Annotated in this window: 28 protein-coding genes; 14 read left to right on the forward strand and 14 right to left on the reverse strand. The window is 69.0% G+C overall.

The features are described 5' to 3' along the window. Positions 1–55 precede the first annotated feature (55 nt). Together mnmA and ACFMRZ_RS12890 are read right to left on the reverse strand one after the other, a co-directional pair. A complete protein-coding gene (gene mnmA / locus ACFMRZ_RS12885) occupies positions 56–1,174 on the reverse strand; it encodes a tRNA 2-thiouridine(34) synthase MnmA (RefSeq protein WP_400179331.1) in 1,119 nt (372 codons plus the stop codon). Beyond that, positions 1,171–2,400 (reverse strand): cysteine desulfurase family protein, encoded by a 1,230-nt coding sequence (locus ACFMRZ_RS12890; protein ID WP_400179332.1) that lies wholly within the window; start codon positions 2,398–2,400, stop codon positions 1,171–1,173. Before ACFMRZ_RS12890 ends, mnmA begins: the two co-directional genes overlap by 4 nt. Positions 2,401–2,604: 204 nt before the next feature. Here ACFMRZ_RS12890 and ACFMRZ_RS12895 point away from each other — a divergent pair, with 204 nt between their 5' ends. The 5 genes from ACFMRZ_RS12895 to iolB all read left to right on the forward strand — a co-directional run bounded on the left by ACFMRZ_RS12895 (position 2,605) and on the right by iolB (position 7,302). Beyond that, complete coding sequence (locus ACFMRZ_RS12895; protein WP_400179333.1) at positions 2,605–3,081, forward strand: carboxymuconolactone decarboxylase family protein; 477 nt, start codon at positions 2,605–2,607, stop codon at positions 3,079–3,081. A 422-nt stretch (positions 3,082–3,503) separates the two neighbouring features. Continuing rightward, positions 3,504–3,950: a CBS domain-containing protein gene (locus tag ACFMRZ_RS12900; protein ID WP_400179334.1), complete on the forward strand. Its 447-nt coding sequence runs from the start codon at positions 3,504–3,506 to the stop codon at positions 3,948–3,950. Between the two features lie 25 nt (positions 3,951–3,975). Next, positions 3,976–5,262: an ArsB/NhaD family transporter gene (locus ACFMRZ_RS12905; RefSeq protein ID WP_400179335.1), complete on the forward strand. Its 1,287-nt coding sequence runs from the start codon at positions 3,976–3,978 to the stop codon at positions 5,260–5,262. A gap of 247 nt (positions 5,263–5,509) precedes the next feature. Continuing rightward, positions 5,510–6,430 (forward strand): aldolase, encoded by a 921-nt coding sequence (locus ACFMRZ_RS12910; protein ID WP_400179336.1) that lies wholly within the window; start codon positions 5,510–5,512, stop codon positions 6,428–6,430. Between the two features lie 5 nt (positions 6,431–6,435). Beyond that, positions 6,436–7,302 (forward strand): 5-deoxy-glucuronate isomerase, encoded by an 867-nt coding sequence (iolB, locus tag ACFMRZ_RS12915; protein ID WP_400179337.1) that lies wholly within the window; start codon positions 6,436–6,438, stop codon positions 7,300–7,302. A 44-nt stretch (positions 7,303–7,346) separates the two neighbouring features. Here iolB and ACFMRZ_RS12920 read toward each other — a convergent pair whose 3' ends face one another. From ACFMRZ_RS12920 to ACFMRZ_RS12955, 8 genes are all read right to left on the reverse strand, one after another. After that, entirely contained in the window at positions 7,347–8,318 is a 972-nt protein-coding gene (locus tag ACFMRZ_RS12920; RefSeq protein ID WP_400179338.1) for a lysophospholipid acyltransferase family protein, read from the reverse strand. Between the two features lie 5 nt (positions 8,319–8,323). Next, on the reverse strand, positions 8,324–9,148 hold the full coding sequence (locus ACFMRZ_RS12925; RefSeq protein WP_400179339.1) for a GNAT family N-acetyltransferase: 825 nt from the start codon (positions 9,146–9,148) through the stop codon (positions 8,324–8,326). A 183-nt stretch (positions 9,149–9,331) separates the two neighbouring features. Then, entirely contained in the window at positions 9,332–10,093 is a 762-nt protein-coding gene (locus tag ACFMRZ_RS12930; RefSeq protein WP_400179340.1) for an ABC transporter permease, read from the reverse strand. Continuing rightward, positions 10,090–11,097, reverse strand: coding sequence for an ATP-binding cassette domain-containing protein (locus tag ACFMRZ_RS12935; RefSeq protein ID WP_400179341.1), 1,008 nt, complete (start codon positions 11,095–11,097; stop codon positions 10,090–10,092). Before ACFMRZ_RS12935 ends, ACFMRZ_RS12930 begins: the two co-directional genes overlap by 4 nt. A gap of 56 nt (positions 11,098–11,153) precedes the next feature. Next, positions 11,154–11,747, reverse strand: a complete 594-nt coding sequence (locus ACFMRZ_RS12940; RefSeq protein ID WP_400179342.1) for a PadR family transcriptional regulator — start codon at positions 11,745–11,747, stop codon at positions 11,154–11,156. Positions 11,748–11,820: 73 nt separating this feature from the next. Next, the gene (locus tag ACFMRZ_RS12945; protein ID WP_280275573.1) at positions 11,821–13,083 is read right to left on the reverse strand and encodes a glycosyltransferase family 4 protein; all 1,263 of its coding nucleotides are present in this window, start codon (positions 13,081–13,083) and stop codon (positions 11,821–11,823) included. Continuing rightward, positions 13,080–14,603, reverse strand: coding sequence for a 1,4-alpha-glucan branching protein domain-containing protein (locus ACFMRZ_RS12950; protein ID WP_400179343.1), 1,524 nt, complete (start codon positions 14,601–14,603; stop codon positions 13,080–13,082). The genes ACFMRZ_RS12945 and ACFMRZ_RS12950 overlap by 4 nt, the downstream gene beginning before the upstream one ends. Further along, positions 14,600–15,385, reverse strand: coding sequence for a class I SAM-dependent methyltransferase (locus ACFMRZ_RS12955; protein ID WP_400179344.1), 786 nt, complete (start codon positions 15,383–15,385; stop codon positions 14,600–14,602). Before ACFMRZ_RS12955 ends, ACFMRZ_RS12950 begins: the two co-directional genes overlap by 4 nt. A 193-nt stretch (positions 15,386–15,578) precedes the next feature. Between ACFMRZ_RS12955 and ACFMRZ_RS12960 the strand changes: the two genes are divergently transcribed. Next, positions 15,579–16,364 (forward strand): electron transfer flavoprotein subunit beta/FixA family protein, encoded by a 786-nt coding sequence (locus ACFMRZ_RS12960; protein ID WP_280275570.1) that lies wholly within the window; start codon positions 15,579–15,581, stop codon positions 16,362–16,364. Between the two features lie 66 nt (positions 16,365–16,430). After that, entirely contained in the window at positions 16,431–17,390 is a 960-nt protein-coding gene (locus ACFMRZ_RS12965; RefSeq protein WP_400179345.1) for an electron transfer flavoprotein subunit alpha/FixB family protein, read from the forward strand. Positions 17,391–17,451: 61 nt separating this feature from the next. Here ACFMRZ_RS12965 and ACFMRZ_RS12970 read toward each other — a convergent pair whose 3' ends face one another. Then, a complete protein-coding gene (locus tag ACFMRZ_RS12970; protein ID WP_400179346.1) occupies positions 17,452–17,844 on the reverse strand; it encodes a DUF1707 domain-containing protein in 393 nt (130 codons plus the stop codon). A gap of 130 nt (positions 17,845–17,974) precedes the next feature. On the opposite strand from ACFMRZ_RS12970, the gene ACFMRZ_RS12975 reads away from it, so the two are divergent. The 6 genes from ACFMRZ_RS12975 (at position 17,975) to ACFMRZ_RS13000 (ending at position 23,564) form a co-directional block, all read left to right on the forward strand. Further along, a complete protein-coding gene (locus ACFMRZ_RS12975; protein WP_400179347.1) occupies positions 17,975–18,922 on the forward strand; it encodes an aminoglycoside phosphotransferase family protein in 948 nt (315 codons plus the stop codon). A gap of 387 nt (positions 18,923–19,309) precedes the next feature. After that, positions 19,310–20,875 (forward strand): sensor histidine kinase, encoded by a 1,566-nt coding sequence (locus ACFMRZ_RS12980; protein WP_400179348.1) that lies wholly within the window; start codon positions 19,310–19,312, stop codon positions 20,873–20,875. Then, a complete protein-coding gene (locus ACFMRZ_RS12985) occupies positions 20,875–21,282 on the forward strand; it encodes a roadblock/LC7 domain-containing protein (protein ID WP_280275565.1) in 408 nt (135 codons plus the stop codon). Before ACFMRZ_RS12980 ends, ACFMRZ_RS12985 begins: the two co-directional genes overlap by 1 nt. 86 nt (positions 21,283–21,368) lie before the next feature. Further along, the gene (locus tag ACFMRZ_RS12990; RefSeq protein ID WP_280275564.1) at positions 21,369–21,719 is read left to right on the forward strand and encodes a DUF742 domain-containing protein; all 351 of its coding nucleotides are present in this window, start codon (positions 21,369–21,371) and stop codon (positions 21,717–21,719) included. Next, on the forward strand, positions 21,694–22,320 hold the full coding sequence (locus ACFMRZ_RS12995; protein WP_187687466.1) for an ATP/GTP-binding protein: 627 nt from the start codon (positions 21,694–21,696) through the stop codon (positions 22,318–22,320). Before ACFMRZ_RS12990 ends, ACFMRZ_RS12995 begins: the two co-directional genes overlap by 26 nt. Positions 22,321–22,352: 32 nt before the next feature. Next, the gene (locus tag ACFMRZ_RS13000) at positions 22,353–23,564 is read left to right on the forward strand and encodes a cytochrome P450 (protein WP_400179349.1); all 1,212 of its coding nucleotides are present in this window, start codon (positions 22,353–22,355) and stop codon (positions 23,562–23,564) included. Between the two features lie 3 nt (positions 23,565–23,567). On the opposite strand, the gene ACFMRZ_RS13005 is transcribed toward ACFMRZ_RS13000, so the two are convergent. Continuing rightward, the gene (locus tag ACFMRZ_RS13005; RefSeq protein WP_187687464.1) at positions 23,568–24,425 is read right to left on the reverse strand and encodes a LysR family transcriptional regulator; all 858 of its coding nucleotides are present in this window, start codon (positions 24,423–24,425) and stop codon (positions 23,568–23,570) included. A 111-nt stretch (positions 24,426–24,536) separates the two neighbouring features. Between ACFMRZ_RS13005 and ACFMRZ_RS13010 the strand changes: the two genes are divergently transcribed. After that, entirely contained in the window at positions 24,537–25,835 is a 1,299-nt protein-coding gene (locus ACFMRZ_RS13010) for an NAD(P)/FAD-dependent oxidoreductase (RefSeq protein WP_400179350.1), read from the forward strand. Between the two features lie 130 nt (positions 25,836–25,965). On the opposite strand, the gene ACFMRZ_RS13015 is transcribed toward ACFMRZ_RS13010, so the two are convergent. Both ACFMRZ_RS13015 and ACFMRZ_RS13020 read right to left on the reverse strand, forming a co-directional pair. After that, a complete protein-coding gene (locus tag ACFMRZ_RS13015; protein ID WP_400179351.1) occupies positions 25,966–26,448 on the reverse strand; it encodes a hypothetical protein in 483 nt (160 codons plus the stop codon). An 86-nt stretch (positions 26,449–26,534) separates the two neighbouring features. Beyond that, entirely contained in the window at positions 26,535–26,984 is a 450-nt protein-coding gene (locus ACFMRZ_RS13020; RefSeq protein ID WP_400179352.1) for a hypothetical protein, read from the reverse strand. Between the last annotated feature and the right edge of the window lie 10 nt (positions 26,985–26,994).

A 26,994-nucleotide genomic window follows, 5' to 3' on the forward strand; every position in this document is an offset into this window, starting at 1 on the left:
CGCGGACGTCACCGCACATCCGGACGCGATACCCACAGCCTACGGCGCACCCACCTCAGCGAGCCGAGTCGGGCGTCGACCGCACCAGATCCGCCTCGGCGCGGGCGGTGCCGCTGATGGTGCCGCTGCCGATCACCTCGTCGCCCGCCGGGTCCGGGCGGTACAGCACCACGGCCTGGCCGCGGGCCACCCCGGTCAGGGGCTCCCGCAACCGCACCACGAGGCCGCCATCCACCGCCTCCGCGACCGCGGGCGCGGTGCCGCCGTGCGCGCGCACCTGGGCCACGCACTCGATCGGCCCGTCCGGCGCGGCGCCGGAGGTCCAGATCGGCCGCTCCGCCAGCACCGTGGACACCTCGAGGTCCGCGGCGCCGCCGACACGCACGGTGCCGGAATCCGGATCGATCTCGGTGACGTAGCGCGGACGGCCATCCGGCGCGGGGCCGGGCAGCCCGAGCCCCTTGCGCTGACCGATCGTAAAGCCGTGCACCCCTTCGTGTTCGGCCAGCTTGCGCCCGTCGGAATCGACGATCGCCCCCGGCCGGACGCCGATCTTGGCACCCAGGAACGCGCGAGTGTCGCCGGAGGGGATGAAGCAGATGTCGTGCGAGTCGGGCTTGTCCGCCACCGCGAGACCGCGTTCGGCGGCCTCGGCGCGGATCTGCGGCTTCGGGGTGTCGCCCACCGGGAACATCGCGCGGCCCAGCTGCTCGGCCGTGAGCACGGCCAGCACGTAGGACTGGTCCTTGTCGGCATCGACCGCCCGGCGCAGCACGCCGTCCTCGAGCCGCGCGTAGTGGCCGGTCGCGACCGCGTCGAAGCCGAGTGCCACCGCCCGGTCCGCCAGCGCGGCGAACTTGATCTTCTCGTTGCAGCGCAGACAGGGGTTCGGGGTCTCACCGGCGGCGTAGGCGGCGACGAAGTCGTCGATCACGTCTTCCTTGAAGCGATCGGCGAAATCCCAGACGTAGAAAGGGATTCCGAGCACGTCCGCGGCGCGGCGGGCGTCGCCGGCGTCCTCCTTGGAGCAGCAGCCGCGCGACCCGGTACGCAACGTTCCGGGCGTCGCCGACAGCGCCAGATGCACGCCGACCACCTCATGACCGGCCTCGACCGCGCGGGCGGCCGCCACGGCGGAATCCACACCGCCACTCATCGCTGCGAGCACTCTCATCGCGTACCTCCTTTCGCACCGGCCAGCCCGGCCGCCTTGGCCCGCTCCACCACCGGCGGCAGCACTTCCAGCAGTCTCGCTATGTCGTATTCGGTTGTGGTGTGCCCCAACGAGAATCGCAGCGAACCGCGCGCCTGCCGGGTTTCCACGCCCATGGCCAGCAGCACGTGGCTGGGCGCGGCGACCCCGGCGTTGCAGGCCGAGCCCGTGGAGCATTCGATCCCGGCGGCGTCCAGCAGCATCAGCAGCGAATCGCCCTCGCAGCCGGGGAAAGTGAAGTGGGCGTTGCCCGGCAGGCGGCGCACGCCCTCCGGGCCGTTGAGGACGGCGTCCGGAATCGCCGCCCGCACACCCGCGATCAGCGCGTCTCGCAGCCGCACCAATTCGTCTGTGCGCGTGGGCAATCCGGTCACGGTCTCGCGCAGCGCCGCCGCCAGGCCGAGCGCCGCGGGCACGTCGGAGGTGCCCGACCGCAGGTCGCGTTCGTGGCCGCCGCCGTGGATCATCGGCACGCACGGCACCTGCCGGCCCAGCAGCAGCACCCCGATGCCGTGCGGTCCGCCGACCTTGTGGCCCGCGAAACTGGCCGCGGACAGGCCACTGGCGCCGAACCCGATGGGCAGCTGCGCGGCGGCCTGCACCGCGTCGCTGTGCATCGGGATATCGAATTCCTGTGCGACGGCGGCCAATTCCTCGATCGGCTCGATGGCGCCGACCTCGTTGTTGGCCCACATGACGGTGACCAGCGCCGTCTCCGCGGCGTGCTCGGACAGCGCCGCGCGCAGCGTGCGCGGCGATACCGTGCCGGTTCCGTCGACCTCCAGGAGCGTGACCCGCGCGCCCTCGTGCTGTTCCAGCCACTCGACGGCATCGAGCACCGCGTGGTGTTCGACGGCGCTGACCAGAATCCGGCTCCGCTGCGGATCGGCGTCACGGCGCGCCCGGTAGATCCCCTTCACGCCGAGGTTGTCGCTCTCCGTCCCGCCGGAGGTGAAGATGACCTCCGACGGCCGCGCGCCCAGATCGGCCGCGATCGACTCCCGCGCCTCCTCCAGCTGCCGCCGCGCCGCCCGCCCGGAACCGTGCAGCGACGACGCGTTACCCGCCCCGCGCAGGGCAGCCGTCATCGCCTCGACCGCGCCAGGAAACATGGGTGTCGTGGCCGCGTGATCGAGGTAGACCGTCTTGGGCACCGCACCGACCGGACCCGGGAAAGCCGACTTCATGACCGATCCAGCCTATCCCACCGCTGACCTGCACATCTTGGGGGTACCCACCTGCCCTCCAGGAAAATTTCGACGAATGACCCGGGACCGTCAACCGGCGACCCGCGCAGGGTATTCCCGGAGGCCGGGGCCTGGCGCACCTCACATCCGGCCGGGCTGCCCCGTCGGAGGGGTGTACCGATTCGCAACACGCAGGAGTCCGTCATGGAAGCTCGCATGAACCTGTTCGACAACCCCGTTACGGCCAAGTCGCTGAAGTACCTCGTCTCGGCGGGCGCGGCGCTCGGGGAAACGGCGCTGCCGCGGTCGACGCAGGAACTGGTGCGGCTGCGCGCGAGCCAGCTCAACGGCTGCGGCGCGTGCGTCGACATCCACACCAAGGAGGCCGCGCACGCCGGGGAGACCCCGGTGCGCCTGCACCTGGTCGCGGTCTGGCGCGAGGCCACGGTGTTCACCGCCGCCGAGCGTGCGGCCTTGGCGCTGGCCGAGGCGGGCACTCGCCTCGCCGACTCCGCCGACGGGGTGACCGACGAAGTGTGGGCGAACGCCGCCGAGCAGTACGACGAGGAGCAGCTCGGCGCGCTGGTGGCGCTCATCGCCAATATCAACGCCTTCAACCGCCTCAACGTCATCACCCGGCAGCACGGCGGCAGCTACCGGGCCGGGCAGTACGTCGTCTGAGGACCGCGTCGTCTCGTCCCGCTGCCGCGAGTCCGCGGTCGCGGGCCGGGTGGCGGCACCGGTTCCTGGCACGCACACCCCCGCGCCCGCTGCGAGATCCGCTCCGCGACACTGGCTTTCGACCAGCCCACCGATGGTGTCCACCCGAGTGACCACTACGGCGTGGTCGTCGATGTCGAAATCGGTCGGGACGGGTAGGTGAGAGTGCACCGCTGAGGGCTCCACCGGAGCGTCGGGTTGCCGTGAGCACCACCTTTACGGCATCTTTACTGGCGGTGTGCCGGGAAGTCTGGTCGGCGAACGTGGCCCGAGATCTCGGGCGACGTGGATCCGACGCTGGGAGCGACCGATGCCAGTCACCGAAGTGATCTTGACGGATTTCGTTCGAGCGATCAGCACCGGCGTCGTCGTATCCTGCGGGTGTGCACGCATCGCAGATAGCCGAGGAATATCCGGTGGTCACCATGGACACCGACGCGCTGGATGCCGCACGACTGCTGGCCGAGCACCGACTGCCCGGCATCCTGGTCACCACGGCCGACGGGCGGCCCGAAGCGGTACTTCCGGCCTCGCAGGTCGTGCGGTTCCTGGTGCCGCGGTACGTGCAGGACGATCCGTCACTGGCCGGGGTGATCGACGAATCGACCTGCGATCGGATGGTGACGAAGCTGCGTGGCAAGAAGGTCCGCGACGTCATTCCCGAGCGGTTGATCAAGGTGCCCGCGGCGAAGGCCGACGACACCATCCTCGAGGTGGCGGCCACCATGTCGCAGTACCGCAGCCCGCTGGTCGCGGTCATGAAGGACGCCGAACTGATCGGAGTCATCACCGCTTCGCGCCTGCTGGCGGCGACACTGCACCACCACTGACCACGCCGCACCGTCGGGGCGCGCTGTGAATGTCGTCCTCGCGGTCGCCGTTTTCGTCGTCGCCTACGCGCTGATCGCCACCGAACGCATCCACAAGACGACCGCCGCGCTCGGCGGTGCCGCGATCGTGCTGGCGCTCGGCGTGGTGGGGTCGGCCGACAGCTTCTTCTCCCACGAGACCGGGATCGACTGGGACGTCATCTTCCTGCTGCTCGGGATGATGATCATCGTCGGGATACTGCGGCAGACCGGCGTCTTCGAGTACACCGCGATCTGGGCCGCCAAGCGCGCCAAGGGTTCTCCGCTGCGGGTGATGATCCTGCTGACCCTCATCACGGCGGTGGCGTCGGCCTTTCTCGACAATGTGACCACCGTGCTGCTGATCGCGCCGGTGACGCTGCTGGTGTGCGATCGTCTCGACATCAACCCGTCGCCGTTCCTGATCGCCGAGGTTCTCGCCGCCAATATCGGCGGCGCCGCCACCCTGATCGGGGACCCGCCCAACATCATCATCGGCAGCCGGGCCGGGTTGACATTCAACGACTTCCTCGTCCACATGGCCCCGCTCGTGCTGGTGGAGCTGGCGGTGTTCACGCTGGTGCTGCCGTGGCTGTTCCGCGGCAGCTTCACCGTCGATCCCGACCGCGCCGCGGACATCATGGCGCTGAACGAACGCGAAGCCATCCGCGACCGCGGACTACTGATCAAATGCGGCCTCGTGCTGGCCGCGGTGTTCGCCGGGTTCATCGGGCACTCGCTGTTCCACATCGACCCCTCGGTGGTCGCGCTGCTCGGCGCGGGGATCCTCGTGCTGGTTTCCGGAGTGCCACAAGAGGAGTTCCTGTCGGCCGTCGAGTGGGACATGCTGTTGTTCTTCGCCGGACTGTTCGTCATGATCGGCGCGCTGGTGAAAACCGGTGTGATCGAGAATCTTTCCCGGCACGCCGTCGCGGCCACCGGCGGCAACGCACTGGTGGCTACCATGCTCATTCTCGTGGTGTCCGCGGTGCTGTCCGGGGTCATCGACAATATTCCCTACGTCGCCACGATGAGCCCGCTGGTGGCCGAACTCGCCGGCGGCATGGAAGAACACGGCCACGCCCTGTGGTGGGCGCTGGCCGCGGGCGCGGACTTCGGCGGCAACCTCACCGCCGTCGGCGCCAGCGCCAATGTCGTGATGCTCGGCATCGCCAAACGCGCCGACACCCCGATCTCGTTCTGGGAATTCACCCGCAAGGGCGCCGTGGTCACAGCGATCACCATCACCATCGCCGCCCCCTACCTATGGCTCCGCTACTTCGTACTCGGCTGATCCGCGCCATCCTCGAACCCGTTGTCCTCGGACCGATCCCGATTACACCAGCGCAACATCAAGGCCCCCGCCACAAACACTCCGATCAGTGCCACCACGACCACCTCGGACATACAGCCACGGTACCGGCGTCGAAGGCGATGTGAACTCCGGCGGCGCGCAAGGATTCGATTCAGGTCAATATGTCAGTGGGTAATTATGTCCTGACACATGCCGCTCGCGCCGTGGCCGACCGGAAGGGCCCGCAGTGACCGAAACCATCGATCGGACGAGACCACCGGCGACCCCGGTGCGTACCCCCGCCGAGCTGACCGACCTGCGGGCGGCCGATCCGGGCGCCGTCGCTCGCGCCTTCGCCGAGCGCCGCCGCCGACCACTGGTGCGGGGCGACGGGCGCCTGATGATCATCGCCGCCGACCATCCCGCGCGCGGGGCGCTGTCGGCGGCGGGCGACCCGTTCGCGATGAACAGCCGCACCGATCTACTCGGCCGATTGGTGACGGCGCTGCGGCGGCCCGGGGTGGACGGCGTGCTGGGCACCGCCGACATCATCGAGGACCTGCTATTACTCGGCGCGCTGGAGGACAAGGTCGTGTTCACCTCCATGAACCGCGGCGGCCTCGCCGGAGCCACCTTCGAACTCGACGACCGGATGACCGGCTACACCGCCCGCGCCACCGCGGCCGCCGGACTCAACGGCGCGAAGATGCTCAACCGATTCGACCTGACCGACCCGGGCACACTGTCGACTATGACGGCGTGCGCCGCCGCGATCGACGACCTCGCCGCCCTCGGCCTGGTCGCCCTGGTGGAGCCGTTCCTGTCGACGCGGCCGGGCGGTCCGGGCACCGCGGTCGTCAACGACCTGTCCCCGGACGCGGTCATCAAGAGCATTCACTTGGCACAGGGTCTCGGGTCGACGTCCGCCTACACCTGGTTGAAGCTGCCCGTCGTCGAGGACATGGCGCGGGTCGTGGACGCCACCACCCTGCCCACGCTGCTGCTGGGCGGCGACCCGCAGTCCGCGCCCGAGCAGACCTACGCGCGGTGGGCGGAGGCCCTTGCGCTGCCGGGGGTGCGGGGTCTGGTCGTGGGCCGCGCCCTGTTGTATCCGCGCGACGGCGATGTCGCCCGGGCCGTCGACACCGCCGTATCGCTGGTGCGGTGACCGCGATGAGCAGCAGGTATTACCTTCCGGCGGGCAGTGCCGCCGCCCCGTACACCGTATCGGTCACCCGGGAATCCGCCGGTTGGGACCATTGCAGCCTGCACGTCGCCGAACTGGCCGCGGGACAGTCGCTTCGGGCGCACAGCGGCGAAGACGAGATCGTGGTGGTGCCGCTGTCCGGATCGTTCCTGGTGTCCTGTGACGGCGAGGCGCACGAATTATCCGGCCGCAGCAGCGTTTTCGACGGTCCCACCGACTTCGCGTATATCGGCCGCGACAGCGACTACACCGTCTCCGGTACCGGCCGGATCGCCCTCGGTGGCGCGGTGGCCCGGCGGTCGCTGCCGTTCCGATACGTGCCGGCCGCGGGCGTCGCGGTGGAGCTGCGCGGCGCGGGCAACGCCAGCCGCCAGGTGCACAATTTCGCGATGGCCGACACGTTCGACGCCGATGCCCTGCTCGCCTGCGAGGTGCTCACGCCGGGCGGCAACTGGTCGTCGTATCCCGCGCACAAGCACGACGAGCACTCCGAGCACGAGACGCCGCTGGAGGAGATCTACTACTTCGAATTCGCCTCGGGTGCAGGAGGTTCCCCCGGCTTCGGCTACCACCGCGTGTACGGGACGGCCACTCGACCGATCAATGTCCTCGAGGAGGTCCGCACCGGCGACGTGGTGCTGGTACCGCACGGCTACCACGGCCCGTCCATCGCCGCCCCCGGCCACCATATGTACTACCTCAACATCATGTCGGGCCCCGAACGCGCCTGGCGCAGCTGCGACGACCCGGCCCACGCCTGGCTCCGCGACACCTGGCGTGATATGCCCGTCGACCCGCGGCTTCCGTTGGGCAAGACAGACATTCGCCGCTGAGCCGAAGCCGTCGGGCATCGACCGCACTCCGGTGGACGGCGCGGTTACCGTGCGGGCAAGGCGGGTTCGGCCGTTCGGTCCGGCACGATGTCGCGGGTGGGGCCGGTGCCGACCGCGGTCGCGTGGGCGTCGATGTCGACGGTTTCCCGGCCGCGGATCGCGCGCTCGCATCGCCGGGCCAGTTCGTGGCGGTCGGGGCCGGGATGCTCGAGGGGAAGGAGAACGATCTCGGCGACGACGCCCTTGGAGCGCAACACGCGGCGGGCGGAATCGACGAAGGTGTCCAGGCCGACGAAACCCGGCACCGTCGACAGCTCGCCGTCGCGGTCGAGGTACCGCACCCGGATCGGCTGCACGGGCGCGCCGGAGTCCAGCGCCGCCTGGAACAGGGCGGGCCGCAGGCGGCCGTGCGCCCGGCCGCACCAGGTGGTGCCCTCGGGGAACACGGCGACCCGCTCCCCTGCCGACAACCGCTGCGACATCGTCGCGATCACCTCGGGCAACTGCCGCAAGCGTTCCCGCTCGATCGGGATCACCCGCATCAGGCGAGCGAGCCTGCCCAGCACGGGCCAGTCGATGAGGTCCGCCCGCGCCACGAACCCCATCGGCCGCACCGCCGCCAGTGCCAGCACATCGGTCCATCCGACATGACCGGCGACCACGAGCAGCCCCTCATCAGCTGCGCGTGGCCCGCCGCCGGCCGCGCGCGGTCCCGCCGGTGCCCCGACGCGCTGATCGACGATCCGCAAACCTATTCCGCAGCACCGCAATGCCATTCGGGCATAGCGCTTGTGCAGCCCGGTGCGCCGACTACGCGGGGTGGCCAGATTGATCACGGGAAAACTGGCCAGCAGCGCGAACACACTCGCCACGCGCACCGCCATCCGCACGGTCCCGGCCGCGTCAGGCACGTCGACGCAGCGGGGCCCGCACGGGCTCGACGGCATCCAGGCATGCACGGGGGCCGCCGGTGGGCACGACAGCGCGGAGGTTCCGGGCGCAACCAGAGCGGGCATCTATCTCACCGTTCGTCGAAGGTGTTCGCGGCGCTCTGTAAGCGGTCCAGGTAGCGCCGGTTGATGGTTTCCAGGCCGAGCAGCGCCACGAAATCCGCGACGCCGAAGTCCGGATCGTGCGCGGGCTCGCCGCAGATCTCCGCACCCAGCCGGAGGTAGCCGCGCAACAGCGGCGGAAGTTTCGGGCGCGCGGGCGCCGGCAACTCGTCGAGCGGGCGCCCGTCCACGACCACCGGGCGATAGGGCCGCACCCTGCGGGCCGGATCGCCGCCGTGCTTGTCCAGCAACAGATCCCGGACGCCGCGCACGTTGACACCGGCGGGATCGCCGGGACTGTCCTGCATCGGCACCGACACGCAGCCCATCACCCAGTCGTAACCGGTGAGCTGGATGTAGTGCAGGATGCCCGCCCACATCAGGGTCAGCGTGGAACCGTTGCGGTGCTCGGGGACCACGCAGGCGCGGCCCATCTCCACGATCCGCCGCCCCTCGGGATCCATTGCGGCCAGGTCGAATTCGGTGGCGCTGTAGTAGCCGCCCGCGGCCGCGACCTGATGCGGCGGCAACATCCGGTAGCAGCCGACGAATTCGCCGGTCGGGTCGTCGCGCACCAGCAGGTGGTCGCAGTATTCGTCGAAGCGGTCGGCGTCCAGTCCGTCGGCGCTCTCGGGGATGTGGAATCCGGGCTCGGCGGCGAACACGCGGTAACGCAGCCGCTGTGCCGCCCGGCGGTGCTCCGCGTCGGAGGAGACGACCAGCGAGTACCGCGGCGGCTCCACCCCCGTGTCCGTCGTGCGGGCCGGCGCTGTCAGCACGGACATTGTTGTCATGTCCCGATGAAGCCAGTCCGAATCGGCGTCGCGGCTACCATCGCGTGTCCGGCCGATGCCAGTCCGGTGAACGAGACGGCGGTCACACTCGCCGTTCACCGTCCCGATGCGCCGGGTTCGCTCAGTTTGCCTGCTGCACAACTGGACCGCGCCGCATCCCGACAGCGCCGCCGGTCATGAGATTCAGGCGTTCTCGCGGGCGAAGCCGCGGGCGCCGAGTACCAGCAGCACCAGCGCCACCGCCAGCGTGAGGCCGGTCCCCCAGTAGACCTCCGAGGCGCCGAGATCACCACGGAATAAGGCCCGCGCCGCCTCGACGGTGTGCGAGAACGGGTTCACCTTCCCGATGGTCTGCAACCACGTCGGACCGACACTGAGCGGCAGCAGAATGCCCGACAGCAGCATCAGCGGCACCGACAGCGTGTTGAGGATCGAGGCGAGCGTGTCCTCCGAGCGCGCCCACAGACCCACCGCGTAGGAGGCCGCCGCCAGGCCCGCCCCCATCACCGCGATCAGCAGCACCGACAGCAGCAGCCCCAGCGGATCGGGCCGCAGCCCGAACGCCAGCGCCGCCACCGCGACGAGCAGCAGCGCCTGCACGATCAGCACCACCATGTCCTTGACCACCCGCCCCAGCAGCAGCGCCGCGCGGCTCGCGGGCGTAACCCGTTGCCGCTCCACGACTCCCGCGCGCAATTCCATGACGAGGCCGAAGCCGACGTAGATCGCCCCGAACAACCCGATCTGGATGACCAGCGCCGGAGTCAGCACCTCCCACGGATCCGCGCCCGGCCCGAGCGACGGGGCGATGCCCTTCACGAGCGGACCGAACAGCACCAGATACAACACGGGCTGCGACAGCCCGATCAGCACCCAGACCGGATTGCGCAGGTTGGAGCGCAGCTGGGACCAGAAGATCAGTCCGGTGTCGCGCAGGAATGTCATGATCGGCTCGTCTCTCGCAGTGAACGCCCGGTGATGGTCAGGAACACGTCGTCGAGGCTGGGGCGCTTGACGGTCAGCGCGTCGGCGGCGATGCCGTGCTCGTCCAGCGCGCGCAGCAGCGGCACCACCGCGGCGTCGCCACGCTCGACCGTCAGGTGCAGCACCGTCACCCCGGCGCCCTCGGCCCGCACCCGCGATCGCACGTCGAGCACCGATTCGGCCACCTCCAGCGCGAGATCCGCTCTCGCACTGGCTATTTCGATGCTCACGACATCGCCGGAGATGCGGCGCTTGAGTTCGTCCGGCGCGCCCTCGGCGACGATCCGGCCGTGGTCCATGACGAGGATGCGATCGCACAGCGCGTCGGCCTCCTCGAGGTAGTGGGTGGTGAGCACGATGGTGGTGCCCCGCGCCCGCAGCGCGCGGATGTGCTCCCAGAGGTTGGCGCGGCTCTGCGGATCGAGCCCCGTGGTCGGCTCGTCCAGGTAGATCAGCCGCGGCCCGTGCACCAGCCCGAGAGCGATATCGACGCGGCGACGCTGACCGCCGGAGAGCTGACCGCACTTGCGGCCGCCGAGCCCGTCGAGGTCCAGCGCGCCCAGCAGCGCCTCCGCATTGCGCCGCGCGGCGGCCTTGTCGAGCCCGAAAAGCCTTGCCTGCAAGACCAATTCGTCGATCACGAGTTCGGCCTCGTTGGTCGAGCCGCCCTGCGCGACGTAGCCGATGCGCGAGCGCACCGTCCGCGGTTCGCCACGCAGCGGCGCGTCGGCGATCGTCGCCTCGCCCGCGGTGGGCGCGATCAGCGTACTGAGCATGCGCAGCGTCGTGGTCTTACCGGCCCCGTTGGGGCCGAGCAGTCCGACGATCTCGCCGTCGTGGACGTCGAAATCGACGCCCGCCACCGCCTCGACCGGACCCGCCTTCGTCTGAAATGTTCTGGCCAGCCCCCGAACTCGGATCACCGAGGTACGGGTGTGGCCACGAACCGTAGCCGTCGTTTCCATGCCGGTAACGGTAGAAACGACGGCCTGAATAGTCAAGCTTTACTATTCAGTCTTGATCATTTATACGGTTCCCCTGACCAGACGTCGAGTTCGCCACTTTCTATGCGCTGCAAGGTCTTTCGTGACCACTCCAGATCTGCGCGGGTATGGTCGGCGGCGAGCCGCATATTGTCCGCGACATGATGGGGCTCGGTCTCGCGGGGATCGCCGCTGCCGGCCAGAATGCGCTCCACCTCGCGGTCCAGATAGACGAGGTCGGCCTCGAACTTCAGGATCCGGCTGCGCAACGCGGCGATCACCTCGTCACGCGGCGCGTACGGGATCAGCGACACGGCCGCGTAGTAGGAATGCTTCGGCGGTTCGGTGGACCACAGCGCCTCACGCAGCATGTCGCCGAACACCTTCTCGCCCTCGACGGTCAGCCGGTAGGTCGTGCGTTCGGGCCGCGCGCCGTCCTGCCCCACACCCTCGACGGCGATCAGCCCGTCGCGCTGCATCGTTTTCAGCGCGCCGTACACCGAGCCGGGTTGGACATTCGCCCACTTGTCGGCATGCCAGGACAGCAACTCCCGCCGCACGTCGTAACCGTGCACGGGTTGCATCATGCGCACGACAGCCAGCACCAGCATGCGCGTCGTCGGAACAGCCATGCCGAAATTCTGCCCCCAGCACCGGCAACGGCGCCCGGCCGGTCCACCGGAAACTCCGGCGCGTTCGGAAAACTCAGTACGGGTTGTTCGGATCCCGTTCCGGCAGTGGACGTTCCACGACGACCGGACGCCCCAGCGGGTTGCGGACGCGGCGTTTGGCGGCCTGGTAGACCTGGATCGTCTCGGCGGCGACGACGTCCCAGGCGAAGTCGGCGGTAAGACGGGCGTGGGCGGCGTGCGCGCGGGCCTGGGCGGTGGGCGGGTCGTCGAGGACCGCACAGACCGCCTCGACCAGCCCGTTCACATCGGCGGGCTCGAACGACGCACCGGTGACGCCGTCGATGACGAGTTCGCCGAGCCCGCCCGCGTTGGAGGTCACCAGCGGCGTCCCCGCGGCGGCGGCCTCGAGCGCCACGATCCCGAACGGCTCGTAGCGGCTCGGCAGCACGATGGCGTCGGCGCCGTGCAACCAGCCCAGCAGCTCCGTGTGGTCCAGGCGCCCGGTGAAGTTCACCGCCCGCACCACCCGGTGGGCGCGGGCGCGCTCGCGCAGCCATTCGAACTGGGTGCCGACACCGGCGATGGTCAGCGTGGCGCCGGGATGCGCCCGCCGGATGCGCGGCAGCGCGGCGATCGCGTCCTGCACGCCCTTCTCGTACTCGAGCCGCCCGACATAGAGCAGCCTCGGCGGGCCAGAGCGCGGGGCGCGCTCGCGAAAGCTCCACGCGCCCACATCGATTCCGTTGCGGATCACCGTCACCGGCGACAGTTCCGGACCGTAGAGCCGTTCCACCTCGTCCTGCATCGACGCCGAGCAGGTGATGAGCGCGTCGGAGTCGCGAGCCAGCCACCACTCCACCGAATGCACCTGCCGGTTCACCCGCCCGGACACCCAGCCGCTGTGCCGACCGGCCTCGGTGGCGTGAATGGTCGACACCAGCGGCACGTCGTAGTGCTCGGCCAGGGCGATCGCCGGATGCGCGACCAGCCAGTCGTGCGCGTGCACGACGTCCGGGGTCCAGCCCTCGGCGATCCCCGGCTTGCTCAGCGCGATCCCGGCCCGCACCATCGCGTGGCCCATCGCCAGCGTCCACGCCAGCATGTCCTCGCCGAAGTCGAAACAGGGCGGGTCCTCGGCCGCGGCGACCACGAGCACCCGGTCCTCGATGAAGGTGTAGGTGGGGTGGGTCGAGGAGTCGGTGCCCATCGGGCGGCGTGCCAAGACCACGACCTCGTGCCCGGCGCTCGCCAGTTCGGTGGCGAGGTGATGCACGTGTCGGCCCAGCCCGCCGACCACCACCGGCGGGTACTCCCACGACACCATCAGAATCTTCATGCGGGTCCTTCTGTATCGGACGCGGCGAGCCGGCGCGCGTCGAGCGCCGGGAACAAACCGTCGGCCGCGTACCATCCTGCCGCCAACTGCCGGGCTTTGGCGAGTTGTCCGGCGGCGACCGCGGCGGCGATCTCGCGCACGGCGTGCGCGTGCTGGTGCGCGCGGTCGCGGGCGTAACCGGCCGCGGAGTCCTTGCTGACCATGAACGCCCAGTCGCTGGACACGGTCAGCACCGCCTCCCGCAGCAGCTGGTCGGCCACCGGATCGCGCAGGCTGTGCCCCTGCGAGCGCACCTTGTCCAGCGTGTCCAGGGTCAGCCGGACGATCTCGGCGTTCAGCTCTACCAGGTCCCGCACCGGGTCTCCGGCCCACACCCGCCAGTCCTTGCCCGAACCCCACGAGGAGTCCGCCAGCTGGACGGACTCACCGACGAAACCCTGCGCCCGCGCGTCGGCCAGCGTGCCGACGGTGACCCCGGCCTCGGGCAGCGCGCGCAACACCTGCTCGAGCCACTGCGGACCCTCGTGCCACCAGTGCCCGAACAGTTCGGTGTCGAAAGCGGCCACCACCAGCGCGGGGCGGCCGATCCGCGCGGACTCGGCGAGCAGCCGCTCCCGCACGGTGCCCACGAAGTCCTCGACATCGGTACGGATCGCGGCGGCGGCCAGTTCCGGGTCGTACGGGGCCTTGTCCGGACCCGCGACCTGCTTGCCCGTGACCCGGCTCGGCTTGAGACCGGTGTCGTGGTCGTAGTGGTGAAAGTCCCGGTAAGCGGCGTGACCCGGATAGCCGGACTTCGGCGACCACACCCGGTAGCTGACCTGCAGGTCACGCCCGAAGGCGAGCACCTCCGAATCCCACACGGGCCGCCCCAGCGTGGTGTCCCCGCGCAGCGCCGGACCGTCGACCATGAAATGCGTCACACCGGCCGCCGCGTACCCGCTCTCCATCCCCGGCGTGAAACCGCATTCCGGCGCCCAGATGCCCGACGGGGTGTGCCCCCAGCGGTGCCGGGCGTCGGCCAGACCCTCGGTCAGCTCGAAAGCGCGCAGCCGCGGATGCAGCAGCGGCTGGAACGGATGCGCCAGCGGACCGCCGAGCAGCTCGATGGTCTCGGCATCGATCAACTCCCGCCAGACCGGCGAGCCGCCGTGCCGCCAGCGCCGCTCGAAATCGGCGAGCGCCGCCGCGGCCAGCCGGTGCTCGTGCGCGCCCAGCGCGACATTGCCCGCCATCGCCGCCTCGTCGGCGCGCAGTTGCCAGTTGCCCAGCCAGTGATGCATGCCCGCCAGGCTGTGCGGGTCGTCGAGCTGCGCCGCCAGCACCGGCGTGATACCGAAACTCAGCAGATGCGAACGGCCTTCGGCGGCAAGGGTTCTCAGCACCCGCGCGACGGGCAGATAGGACGCCGCCCAGGACTGGTACAGCCACTCCTCGCCGACCGGCCAGCGGCCGTGATGGGCCAGCCACGGCAGATGGGAGTGCAGCACCAGGGTGAACTGGCCGGGTACTGCGGTCAAGGCTTCACCGCGACGGCGACCAGATCGAGGCTCGCATCGATATCCTCGGGCGTCAGTGCGAAATCGTCGATCCGCACCGCGGCGACGTCGGCGGCCAGCTCCGCGGGCCAGGCCTCCCCCGCCAGCGCGCGCTGGATCTGCGCGTCGATCAGCGAACCACCCCACTTGGCATCCAGCGCGGCGAGCGCGTGACCGTGGTGCACGCCGGTCATCAGGTCGACCCGGAAACCCGCGTCCACCAACAACTCCGCGAGTTCGGCGGCGTTCAGTTCGCGGGTATGGAAGGGATTGAGCGGGGTGTCGCGCCCCGGCGAGAAGGTGATCCGGTTCGGCGTGCTGATCAGCAGTTCACCGCCCGGCCGCAGCACCCGCAGGCATTCGCGCAGGAATTGTGCCTGATCCCAGAGATGTTCGATGACCTGGAAATTGACCACCACATCGACCGAGCCGTCGTCGAAGGGCAGCTCGGCGAGGTTGCCCTGGATCATCTCCACCCGCGGATAGGCCGCGCGCACGTGCTCGACCGCGCTCACGTCGTAGTCCAGTCCGATCACCCGGGCGGCCACCCCGGCAATCATGTTGGCGCCGTAGCCTTCTCCCGATCCGGCCTCCAGCACGGTCCGGCCGGCGCAGCGTTCCAGCAGCCGCGCGTACACGATCTCGTGGCGGCGGAACCAGTAGTTCTCCTCCGCGATGCCCGGCACCGTCCGCTCACCGGTCAGGGGTAGCGGATCCACCGCGGCGGACTCCCCGTTCGCCGGGGAGAAAACGGCCTCACTCATTCGACCGACGTTAGCGGTTGTCCCTATCACACCTGCGTTCGGAGTAGTGATGCAGAACATCACACCCTAAGTTACCCACGAGTAACTTAACGTAGGGTAATGTCCCGCACGAAGACTTTTCGTGGACGTACGGCCACCCCGATCGTGCGACCCCACCTCACGTGCCACCAGAACAGGAGGTCGACGAAGACCAATGCCGAACATCGTCGTACTGATCAAGCAGGTTCCCGACACCTGGTCCGAGCGCAAGCTGACCGACGGTGACTACACCCTCGACCGTGAGGCCGCCGACGCGATCCTGGACGAGATCAACGAGCGCGCCGTCGAAGAGGCGCTGCTGATCAAGGAAGCCCAGGGCGGCGAGGTCACCGTGCTGGCCATGGGACCGGAGCGCGCGACCGAGGCCATCCGCAAGGCGCTGTCCATGGGCGCCGACAAGGCCATCCACGTCAAGGACGACGCCATCCACGGCTCCGACGCCGTGCAGACCGCGTGGGTCCTGGCGGGTGCGCTGGGCCAGATCGAGGGCGTCGAGCTGGTGATCGCCGGCAACGAGGCGACCGACGGCCGCTCCGGCGCGGTGCCGGCCATCATCGCCGAGTACCTGGGCATCCCGCAGCTCACCCACCTGCGGAAGCTGAGCGTCGACGGGGAGAAGATCTCCGGCGAGCGCGAGACCGACGAGGGCGTGTTCAAGCTCGAGGCCAGTCTCCCGGCCATCGTCTCGGTCACCGAGAAGATCAACGAGCCCCGCTTCCCGTCCTTCAAGGGCATCATGGCCGCGAAGAAGAAGGAAGTGCAGACCTTCACCCTGGCCGACCTGGGCATCGACCCGTCGACCGTCGGTGTGGGCAACGCGGGTTCCGTGGTCACCGGTGTCACCCCGAAGCCGCCGCGCACGGCGGGCGAGAAGATCGTCGACGAGGGCGAGGGCGGCAACCAGATCGCTCAGTACCTGGTCGGCCAGAAGGTCATCTGATTCGCGCCCGTACGCTGCGCCGGCTTTCGACCGCCGGACGAGAATCTCATTAGGAGAAGAGAACAAATGGCAGAAGTACTCGTGCTCGTCGAGCACGCCGAAGGTGCGCCGAAGAAGGTCACCACCGAACTCCTCACCGCCGCCCGCTCGCTGGGCAGCCCGGCCGCCGTCGTGCTCGGCGCCGCCGGCACCGCCGACAAGCTGGCCGACGCCCTGGCCGCGGCCGGCGCCGAGAAGATCTACGTCGCCGAGTCCGACGACGTCGAGGGCTTCCTGGTGACCCCGAAGGTCGACGTGCTGGCCGGCCTGGTCGAGTCCGCCTCCCCCGCCGCCGTGCTGGTGGCGGCCTCCGCCGAGGGCAAGGAGGTGTCCGGTCGCCTGGCCGCGCGCATCGGCTCGGGTCTGCTGGTGGATGTCATCGACGTCAAGTCCGACGGCTCGGTCACCGGCTCCATCTTCGGTGGCGCCTTCACCGTCGACTACAAGGCCACCGGCGACGTGCCGGTGATCTCGGTGCGCCCGGGCGCGATCGAGGCCGCACCGCAGGCCGGCGCCGGCGAGAAGGTGACCTTCGAGGTCCCCGCGCAGGAAGAGGGCGTCACCAAGGTGACCTCCCGCGAGCCCGTCGCCGGCGGCGACCGGCCGGAACTCACCGAGGCCACCATCGTGGTCTCCGGTGGTCGCGGCGTCGGCAGCGAGGACAACTTCCACAAGGTCGTCGAGCCGCTGGCCGACGCGCTGGGCGCCGCGGTCGGCGCCTCGCGTGCCGCCGTCGACTCCGGCTACTACCCGGGCCAGTTCCAGGTCGGCCAGACCGGTAAGACGGTCTCGCCGCAGCTGTATGTCGCCCTGGGCATCTCCGGCGCGATCCAGCACCGGGCCGGTATGCAGACCTCGAAGACCATCGTTGCCGTCAACAAGGACGAAGAGGCGCCGATCTTCGAGATCAGCGACTACGGCATCGTGGGCGACCTGTTCAACGTCGCGCCGCAGCTGACCGAGGCGGTCAAGACCCACAAGGGCTGATCCACCGTCGTCAGCGGCCCCGGGGCAGATGCCCCGGGGCCGTTCGCATGTCCGGCTCTTTTCAGCGACGATTGGTGATGAGGCCGATGGCGGTGGGGATGCAGAGCGCCAGGCCCCAGGGGACCTCGACCCAGAACGGCCAGAAGTAGCCCATCCCCGTGGCCAGCCAGATCACCACGCACAGCAGATTGACGAAGACCCATGGGGTCCACATGATCAGCACCCACGTCGGCACGCGGCTCCCGGGCGACCGCTCGGCGTGTGGCGAAAGACGTTGGGCGGGCAGGTCGGACAGCAGCGGCTCCAGTTCGCCGTACGTCCGGGCGGTATAGACCTGCTGCACCCGCTCGTCGAATTCGGGCAGATTCAGCCGGCCCTCGTCCATGGCGAGGCGCAGGCGCGCGACATACTTCTCGCGATCGGCGTCGGACGCCCGCAAGTTCTCGTTCCCCACGCCGTCAGCCTAAGTCGACAAGGCCGTCGGCGCTGCCCGATCACGCCCGCGTACGCAGATCACGGGGAGATCATGCGGCGGCGAAAGAATTCGATTGCGCGGCCCGATCTTCGGCGGGAATGCTGGGCGGATGCCGATCGCGCTACCGCCCGAGGTCGAGTCGACAATTCGCACCGTCTTCGCACAGCGGGGTGAACAGTGGTTACGCCGGTTGCCCGCGGTGGTGGACAAACTCCGCGCCGACTGGGGTCTGGAGCTGATCGGGGATTCGTTTCGCGGGGGCACGCATTCCTTCGTGGCGCCGGTGCGGCGCGCGGACGGATCGGTCGCGGTGCTGAAGGTTCCGGTGGTCGACGAGGAGAATGTCGGCGAACCGGCCGGATTGTTCTGTTACGGCGGCGACGGCGCGGTGCGGATGTACGACTTCGATGCCGCCACCGGAGCGCTGCTGCTGGAATGGGCGCGGCCGGGCACGCCGCTGCTCCACCAGCCCGGCTTCCCGAGCCTGGAGGGTCGTCCCGAGCACGCCGACAAGATCGAACTGGCCGGTCGGCTGTATCGGCGCCTGCGGCGGCCGCCGACCGGAATCCCCCCGGAGTTTCCCGCGCTGCCGGAGGCGGCCGCCATCGTCGCCGACTGGACGGTACGGTTCATTCACCCGGAACCCGAAGTCGCGCAGGTGGTTCCGCGCGCCCTGCTCGACCGGGCGGCGACCTGGTGCGAGACGCTCGCCGTCCCGGACGGGCCGTTGCTGATCGTCAACCGCGACACCCATCTGGGCAATATCCTGGCCGCCGAACGTGCACCGTGGTTGCTCATCGACCCGAAGCCGTACCTGGGCGAGGCCGCCTTCGACGCCGGCTTCCTGATCATGATCCAAACGCAGTGCGCACCAACGCCCGAGCAGGCCCGCCGGGTCGTCCGGCACACCGCGCGAGCCCTGGAGGTCGACCCGGAACGTGCCCGGGGCTGGGCATTCATGCGCGCCTTGGAGGAAATCGCGTGGGCGATCGAAGACGACGAACCGGACCTCATGCGCCTGCACCTGGCCGTCGCGCACGCCCTCGCCGATAGTTGACACGTCGCCGGGTGTGCCCGAGCGAATGGCCGCTCATCGCCCGCCCGACCGCGACTCGCCTGGCGGTGCGGTGGATTTGCCGTGATCGGCTACCAGACAAGGCATTTGCAACCTTCGCACCGACTCCATGCAGACCGGGAAGTCCATAACGAATCGGTCGCTGTTGCTCGGAATTACTGATAATGTTTGCCGTCGTCGGGCACTGGGGCCGAATACGGCCCGCTCGGGCAGGATTTCGAAATCGAAACCTACTGTCCGGTAAGCAACTTCGAGCCGGTGCCCACGTGAGCGTCATCCGGCCCTGGTGTCTGGTGGTCGGCGAGTTGAGGAAGGACGAGGCGGCCGGGCAGCCGGCAACAAGGGAACCTGATGAATCAATCTACCGCCGTGACGATTTCGTGGATCCTCGCTGCAGTTCTCATATTGGCCGTCGCGGCGGCGCTGTATGCGGCGTACTACGCCGTACATCAGCGCTCTCGCGCCGAGACGGCCGAACAGGCACTGCGCGGGCAAGAGGACGAACTCGAACAGTTCACCACCAGCACCATGCCCTACGTGGCAGATGCGGTACGCCGGTCCGAGGTGACGGTGGAGATACCGGTCGCCGGCGGGCAGACCCGCCTAGGGCAGCTGCTGCACGCGCTCGGCGAGCGCTATATCGGTGATCTCCGCATGATGCAGGCCGAGACCCGCGACCGGGCCCGCCGCGAAGCCGACTACGAGGCGCAGCAGGCGGCCGCCCGGGCCGAGGCCAAGGCCCGCACCGATACCGAGAACGCCGCCCGCGAGGCGACCAGCGCCGCGGTGCGTGCCTTCGGCACCTCGGTGGTCAGCCTCGGCGCCGACGTGAGCCAGGTGGTGAGCACCGCGCTGCGCGAGCACCGCGGTGACGATGTGTACGAAACGCTGACCCGCATCGACCACAGCGTCCAGCAGATGATCCGGCAGGCGCAGTCCTACGTGATCGTGTGTGGTGGCCTGCCCGGTCGCCGCTGGCCACAGCAGGCGCTCACCGATGTCGTCGGTGGCGCGGTCGGCCGTGTTCGCGACTTCACCCGGGTGCGGCCGCACCAGCTCGACCGCGTCGTGATCAGCCGCGCGGTGGAACCGCTGGTGCACACGCTGGCCACGCTGCTGGACAACGCGCTGCGCTACTCGCCGCCTACCTCGTTCGTCGACGTCACCTTCCAGGAAGGTCACCACGGCGTCACCGTGATCGTCGACGACGCCGGTGTGCGCATGAACGCCGAACAGATGGAAGAGGCCCGGCAGGTCCTCGCCGGCGAGCGCGTGGTCGACATCCACCAGCTCGGCCCCGCTCCACGGGTGGGTTTCCCGGGTATCGCCGCACTGGCCCGCCGCTACGGGTTCACCGTGTACATCGACGGACCCAACACCTACGGTGGCATGCGGGCCATGGTCTACGTCCCCGAGGCGCTGCTGGCCCCGCGCGAATCCTCCACTCCGGAGGTCGAGACCAGCACGCCGCCGATGATCTCCGCGGCACCCGAGCCGGCGACCTCACCGTCGGCACGACACGGATTCGACCGGGAGACCGCGGATTCCGGCCAGGCCCCCGTCCGGATGACGGGCGGAGCACACACGGTGACGACGGAGGGATTGCGTACGGGCGGGACGGACGACATCCGGGCCACCGCATCGGGCCCGCGGCCTCTGACCACCAGCGGCGCGCACGCCGCAGCGACGGATGATCAGTTTGTGACAGCGAACGAAGCCGAGGACGAATCCGAATCCATATCGACCGTCCACGAAATCACCCCGGGCGGGTTGCCGCGTCGCCGGCGCCGGACCGTGTCGGTGTCCACGCTGTCGCGTGGGCCGGACACCGATACCGAACTCCCCCGCCCCGATATCGCCGCCGCGTGGCAGAGCGGCACCCAGAGCGGCCGCACCTCCGCCACGCACGAAAACACCGAAGGGATGACATCCTGATGGGCACACCCGGTACAGCCGTCAGTGACGGCAACAAACTGGCCTGGATGCTCGAGGACCTCAACGTTCCCGGCGTCCGCTTCGCCGTCCTGCTCTCCGAAGACGGCCTGCGGATCGCGCAGATCGGCGAGATCTCCATCGACGACGCCGAACGATTCGCCGCCGCGGCTTCCGGCCTGCGGTCGCTGGGCAAGGCGCTCGGTGAATTCTGCGGCGCCGCGAACTCGGTGCGGCAGAACATGACCGAATACGACGACGGGATGATCTTCATTACCGCCGCCGGGGAAGGCGCGCTGATCGGCGTATCCACCACCTCACAGGTGGACGTCAGTCTGGTCGCGCATCGGATGAACGAGCTCGCGGCGCGGGTGGGCCGCGAACTCGGCAGCCTGCCGCGCACGCGGTAGCGGGCCATGGGAGCGCGCAGCGAGCGAACTGACGGCACAGCCCGGCGCCTGCTCGTGATGACGCCGAGCGCGAGCGAGGCGGTGATATGAGCAGGCATCGTCGCGACCCCGACCTGGTACGGGCGTATGTGCGCACGGGTGGACGCTCGCGCGCGACCCGGCTGCTCGATCTCGTCACCCTGGTCGTGGTGGCGCAGGACCCGCCGCCGGGGCTGAGCCCGGACGGGCGGCGGGTGATGAGCGTGTGCAGCCGGCGCGGCGCCCTGTCGATCGCCGAGATCGCCGCTTATCTCGATCTTCCGCCCTCGGTGGTCAAGATCATCGCATCCGATCTGTTGGACAGCGGCCATCTGGTCAATCCGGCACCCGCCGACCAGGTTCCGGAACTCGCCTTGCTGGAGGAGGTACTCAATGGGCTCCGCGCTCTCGCCGTCTGAGCGCCCGTCTGCCCTCACCGAACGCACCGTCGACTATGTGCCCGAAACCGTCACCCGGTCGGTCAAACTGTTGGTGGCGGGTAATTTCGGCGTCGGTAAGACCACGTTCGTGAACAGCGTGTCCGAGATCCGGCCGCTGCGTACCGAGGAGACCATCACCGAGGCCAGCATCGGTGTGGACGACATGGCCGACCTGCCGGGCAAGGTGACCACCACCGTCGCCATGGACTTCGGCCGCATCACGCTGAATCCCCAACTGGCGCTGTACCTTTTCGGCACACCCGGGCAGCGGCGGTTCCTACCCCTGTGGGAGGAGCTGTCCCGCGGTGCGCTCGGCGCGCTGGTACTCGTCGACACCCGGCGCATTGATAAGGCCGACGAGGTGCTCGCGGTGCTCGAGGAGCGCGGGGTGCCGTACTCGGTCGCGGTCAACGAGTTCGAGGGCGCGCAACGCTTTCCGCTGCACGAGATTCGGGAAGCGCTGGACCTCGAGCCCGACACTCCGCTGACGGCCCTGGACGCCCGCGACCGCGGCCCGTGTCTGCGGTCGCTCATCACCCTCGTCGAATTCCTGTTTCAGCGGTTGGAGTCGCAGGGTTGACCCGGCCACCGGCACAGGCCCAGGGGTGCCCGGTGCGTCACGGCTCCCCGATCGACACCGACGGCCCGCGGGTTCCGCTGCACGTCCCCGAATTCGCCGCCGATCCCCACGCGGCCTATCGGGACATGCGGCGGCGCTACGGGTCGCTGGTGCCGGTCGATCTGGCGCCGGGCGTGCCGGCCACGCTCGTCATCGGATACCGGACGGCGGTGCGGATCCTCAACGACCCCGAGCACTTTCCGGCCGACCCCCGCGCCTGGCAGCAGTCCGCGCCGGCCGACTCCCCCATCATGCCGATGCTGGAGTGGCGCGCGAACGCGCTCCGCAACGCGGGGGCCGAGCACGAGCGGTATCGCCAGGCCAACGTCGCGGCGATCGATGCGGTGGATCTGCACGCGACGCACAGCACCGTCGAGCGCATCGCGGTCCGGCTGATCAACACGTTCTGTGAGAGTGGCTCGGCCGAGCTGATCCACGACTACGCCTTCCCGCTGTCGTTCGAGGTGCTCAACGTGATGCTGGGCTGCCCCGCCGAGATCGGGCAGCGCGTGGCGCAGGGTATGGCGATGATGTTCGAGCTCGTCGAGGCCGAGCGCGGCAACGCGATGCTCACCCAGGCGCTGATCGAGCTGGTCGCGCTCAAGCGAGCCCACCCGGGCGACGACATCGTCTCGCGGCTGCTGGCTCACCCGGTCGGTCTCGACGACACGGAGATGATCCACCAGCTGATCACCCTCTACGGCGCGGGCATCGAACCCCAGCAGAACCTCATCGTGAACACGCTGCTGCTGATGATGACCGACGACCGCTTCGCGGGAAACCTGCTGGGCGGCAGCCTGTCGACGCGCGACGCGCTGGACGAGGTGCTGTTCACCGACCCGCCGATGGCGAACTACTGCGTCACCTACCCGCGTCAGCCGGTGCTGATCGATGATGTCTGGCTGCCCGCGAACCATCCGGTGATCATCAGCATGTCGGGGGCCAACAACGACCCCGCAGTCGGGGTGCGCGAGTTCACCGACAATCGTTCGCATCTGGCGTGGAGCGTCGGGCCGCACTCCTGTCCGGCCCGTTCGGTGGCCTACCTGGTCGCGCAGGACGCCATCGATCAGCTGCTCGACGCGCTGCCGGAGTTGCAGCTGGCGGTGCGCGACGACGAATTGACCTGGCGGCCCGGGCCTTTCCATCGCGCGCTGACGGCGCTGCCGGTCACCTTCCCGAAGTCACCGCCGCTGCGCGTGTAGTCGTCACGCGCTGTGCAATGCCGCCAGCAGCGTGGTGAGGATGGGTGACGGGCGGAGGTCGCTGCGCAGCACCGCCGAGACCGGCACCCGCAGCGGGCGGCCCGAGAGCCGCAGTCCGGCGATGCCCTCGGCGGGGGTGTCGGCGTAGAGGATGGTCCACGCGTCGGGGCGGTTGATCAGTTCCATGGTGGCGGTGTGGTCGGGCGGGATCGGCGGGCCGTAGGTCGGCGGGGCGGGCAGGTCCGCGAACGCGCGCCGGACCACGTTGTGCAACAGAACCTGTTCCTGTTCCGGGGGCAGGAGCAGCGGATAGTTTCCCAATTCCGTGAGCGTCACGTCATCGCGACCGGCCAGTGGGTGAGCCGTCGAGACGGCGATCACGAGGTCCTCCACCCAGAGTTTCTCGACCGTCAGACCCGGCTGATCGACCCGGCCGCGAATGAGGGCAAGATCACAATCGCCGTCCGCCACCGCGGCGATGCGCTGCCGGAACGGCTTGATCACGAACTCGATCTCCGCGCCCGGATGTGCCTCCCGCGCACCCGCGATGGCCGAGAGTGATCTTGTTGCGAAGGACATGTTGGCGGCCAAGCGAATTCGCGGGCCGGAGGACCGCACAGCTGCGCGAATGGCCGATTCGAGGCTCAGCATTTGCTTCGCAAGGGGAAGTAGCCGCGTCGTTGCGTCTGTCGGTACCACCGATCGTGTGGAGCGCTCGAAGAGCTGCACACCAAGATCATGTTCGAGCCTGGCGATCTGATGACTTATAGCTGATTGCGATATGAAGCACCGCTGCGCGGCTCGGCTGAAGCTGAGTTCCTCGCAGACAGCAACGAAGTAGGACAGCTGCCGCAGTTCCATCAAGATCTCCATTCATGACCGAACGAGATAAGACTCATCTAAATTATGCGCCCTGACCCCTGGAACATCTGGATTACGAATCACGGTTAGTAATGACAGAAGGAGGCTGTCATGCAACACGTGGATGCGGGGATCGAAACCGCTGAGGTCGTCATCGTCGGCTCGGGCTTCGGCGGACTCGCCGCCGCGAAGCAGCTGAGCAAGTCGGGGGTCAACTACGTACTCATCTCGAGCACGCCCGAGCACCTGTTCCAGCCGCTGCTCTATCAGGTAGCGACCGGTGTGCTGCCCAGCACGGATATCGCGCCGCCGATCGCGGGAATTCTGCACCGTCACAAGGGCGCCGATGTGCGCCTGGGCAAGGTCGTCGACATCGACGCCGAGGACGCGGTGCTCACCTACGAGACTACGGACGGCCCGCGCCGGATCCGCTACGGCTCGCTCATCGCCGCGACCGGCGCCAACCAGTCCTACTTCGGGCGCGACGATTTCGCTCGCAAGACGTTCTCGCTGAAGACGATCGACGACGCCAAGCGGTTGCGCGCGCAGATCGAGCGCGTGTTCACCGAGGCGGCGACGGCCGATCCCGACTCGCGGGAACGGCTGCTGAGCTTCGTGGTGGTCGGCGCGGGGCCGACCGGTGTCGAGGTCGCCGGCCAGCTCAAGGAACTCGCGAAACGGCACTACCACCAGGAGATCTCGGTGTCGCTGGTGGAGGGCGCGCCGGCGGTGCTGCCGCCGTTCGGGGGCAGCCTGTCGGAGTACGCGCGGGAGTCGTTGGCCCGCAACGGCGTCGAGGTGCTGCTGGACACGTTCGTCACCGACATCGAGGCCGGGAAGGTGACGGTCAAGACGAAGGACGGTGTCGAGCGCGGTATCGGCGCGGAGACCGTGGTGTGGTCGGCGGGTGTGCAGGCCGGCGGTTTCGCGCGGATGCTGGCCGAGGCCACCGGATGCGAGACCGATCGGGCCGGGCGGCTGCTGATCAACCCGGACTGCACCGTCGGCGGGCACGCCGATATCTACGCCATCGGCGACATGACCTCGCTCAACGGCTACCCCGGGCAGTCGCCGACGGCGATGCAGGAGGGACGCCACGTCGCCGACATCATTCGCCGCAAGAAGCAACCGGGCACTCCGTTCGTCTACTGGGACAAGGGTTCCATGGCGGTGATCAGCCGGTTCAGCGCGGTCACCAAGCTCAACGACAAGGTGAAGTTCACCGGTTTCCTCGCGTGGATGACCTGGCTCGCGGTCCACCTGTTCTACCTGGTCGGCTTCCGCAACCGTTTCGTCGCGGTGGTGTCCTGGCTGGTGGCCTTCATCGGTACCGGCCGTCCGGGCTTCACCGAGGCCGAGAAGTCCGCCGCCGTGCCGCCGCCGTCGGGTTCGGAACGCCGCGCAGCTTGACCGTCACTCCCGAGCCCTCCGCCGCCACCACGCGCCGGAGGGTTCGTTCGTGCTTACCGGACAACAGTTCTCGCGCCCGCACACAGGTGTGCACCCCCATGCCGTACCGAGAACTGTTGTCCGGATGGCACTAATTCGGCGGAGACAGCAAGGCAATGATCTTGTTCAGCATCTCCGTGTGGGTTTTCAAGGTGGCGTCCACACCATCGAGCCGGACTTCGACGGCGTCGAGCCTGGCTTCGACACCACTGAACCTGGTATCGATGGCATCGAATCGAGCGTCGACAGCATTGAACCGCGCGTCAACACCATCGAACTGCGCGTCGACGGCATCGAATCGGGCATCGTGCCCATCCAATCGGACCAGGATCGTCGCAATGTCATGCTGCATGTTCGCGGCATCGTGCTGCATGGCTGCGATGTCTTGCTTTATCGCCGAGACGTCCTGTTGGAGGGCGGCGATGTCGCCGCGGACCAGGCCGAATTCTTCCAGGACGGCATCGTGGCGTTGGTCGGCTCGGACGCGGAGTTCTGCCACCTGGGAGGCGGACGCATTGGTGGCGGACAGCCGCTCCAGGTTGGTCACGCGGTCTTCGAGTGGGGCAGTGGTCACTGGGGGTCCTCTCGGTTGCGGGAGATATTACCAATCGACGCCCGCGGCGAAGCGGGCGAAATCCGGCCCGATGGCGGGCCGGAGCTTCAGACCCGGTTCGCGAGCAGCGGGATGCGGACGGCCTCGACGGCCTTACGCACCCGGCCACACCCCTCTCCGTGGCCCGCACGCTCATCGCAGCGGTCTCGGTGGTCGGGACCGTGGCCATGGCCGTCGACGGCGTCAGTGTCGCTTCCACCACCGTCGTCTGTGAGGGTCGGGTCGAACCACGACGCCGATTCCGCGTGTATCCGTACCTCTTCGGCGGGCCGCCTCGACAGGTCGGCCGCCTGCGCCACGGCGCTCCGGCGCGCGGCGGCGCTGGGCACGGTTCCGTCCGGCGGGTATTCGCCGCTCGTGCGTTCCGACAGCGCACCTGTCGCGGACAACAGACTGCCGTCGGCCCGCAGCGCCAGTGCGACACGGGCGCCATCGACGGGAATGCCCGCGATCCGCTGAGCAAGCCGCACCGTACTGCCACCCGCTCGCCTCGACACCGTCGCCACC

It is taken from the genome of Nocardia sp. N2S4-5 (assembly GCF_044628355.1).
GTDB classification, from domain to species: domain Bacteria; phylum Actinomycetota; class Actinomycetes; order Mycobacteriales; family Mycobacteriaceae; genus Nocardia; species Nocardia wallacei_B.

Coding starts and splice junctions, on each gene's coding strand:
- mnmA (WP_400179331.1), bottom strand. CDS start 1,174: ATGAGAGTGCTCGCAGCGATGAGTGGCGGTGTGGATTCCGCCGTGGCG.
- ACFMRZ_RS12890 (WP_400179332.1), bottom strand. CDS start 2,400: ATGAAGTCGGCTTTCCCGGGTCCGGTCGGTGCGGTGCCCAAGACGGTC.
- ACFMRZ_RS12895 (WP_400179333.1), top strand. CDS start 2,605: ATGGAAGCTCGCATGAACCTGTTCGACAACCCCGTTACGGCCAAGTCG.
- iolB (WP_400179337.1), top strand. CDS start 6,436: ATGAGCAGCAGGTATTACCTTCCGGCGGGCAGTGCCGCCGCCCCGTAC.
- ACFMRZ_RS12920 (WP_400179338.1), bottom strand. CDS start 8,318: ATGCCCGCTCTGGTTGCGCCCGGAACCTCCGCGCTGTCGTGCCCACCG.
- ACFMRZ_RS12925 (WP_400179339.1), bottom strand. CDS start 9,148: ATGACAACAATGTCCGTGCTGACAGCGCCGGCCCGCACGACGGACACG.
- ACFMRZ_RS12930 (WP_400179340.1), bottom strand. CDS start 10,093: ATGACATTCCTGCGCGACACCGGACTGATCTTCTGGTCCCAGCTGCGC.
- ACFMRZ_RS12935 (WP_400179341.1), bottom strand. CDS start 11,097: ATGGAAACGACGGCTACGGTTCGTGGCCACACCCGTACCTCGGTGATC.
- ACFMRZ_RS12940 (WP_400179342.1), bottom strand. CDS start 11,747: ATGGCTGTTCCGACGACGCGCATGCTGGTGCTGGCTGTCGTGCGCATG.
- ACFMRZ_RS12945 (WP_280275573.1), bottom strand. CDS start 13,083: ATGAAGATTCTGATGGTGTCGTGGGAGTACCCGCCGGTGGTGGTCGGC.
- ACFMRZ_RS12955 (WP_400179344.1), bottom strand. CDS start 15,385: ATGAGTGAGGCCGTTTTCTCCCCGGCGAACGGGGAGTCCGCCGCGGTG.
- ACFMRZ_RS12960 (WP_280275570.1), top strand. CDS start 15,579: ATGCCGAACATCGTCGTACTGATCAAGCAGGTTCCCGACACCTGGTCC.
- ACFMRZ_RS12965 (WP_400179345.1), top strand. CDS start 16,431: ATGGCAGAAGTACTCGTGCTCGTCGAGCACGCCGAAGGTGCGCCGAAG.
- ACFMRZ_RS12975 (WP_400179347.1), top strand. CDS start 17,975: ATGCCGATCGCGCTACCGCCCGAGGTCGAGTCGACAATTCGCACCGTC.
- ACFMRZ_RS12985 (WP_280275565.1), top strand. CDS start 20,875: ATGGGCACACCCGGTACAGCCGTCAGTGACGGCAACAAACTGGCCTGG.
- ACFMRZ_RS12990 (WP_280275564.1), top strand. CDS start 21,369: ATGAGCAGGCATCGTCGCGACCCCGACCTGGTACGGGCGTATGTGCGC.
- ACFMRZ_RS12995 (WP_187687466.1), top strand. CDS start 21,694: ATGGGCTCCGCGCTCTCGCCGTCTGAGCGCCCGTCTGCCCTCACCGAA.
- ACFMRZ_RS13005 (WP_187687464.1), bottom strand. CDS start 24,425: ATGGAACTGCGGCAGCTGTCCTACTTCGTTGCTGTCTGCGAGGAACTC.
- ACFMRZ_RS13010 (WP_400179350.1), top strand. CDS start 24,537: ATGCAACACGTGGATGCGGGGATCGAAACCGCTGAGGTCGTCATCGTC.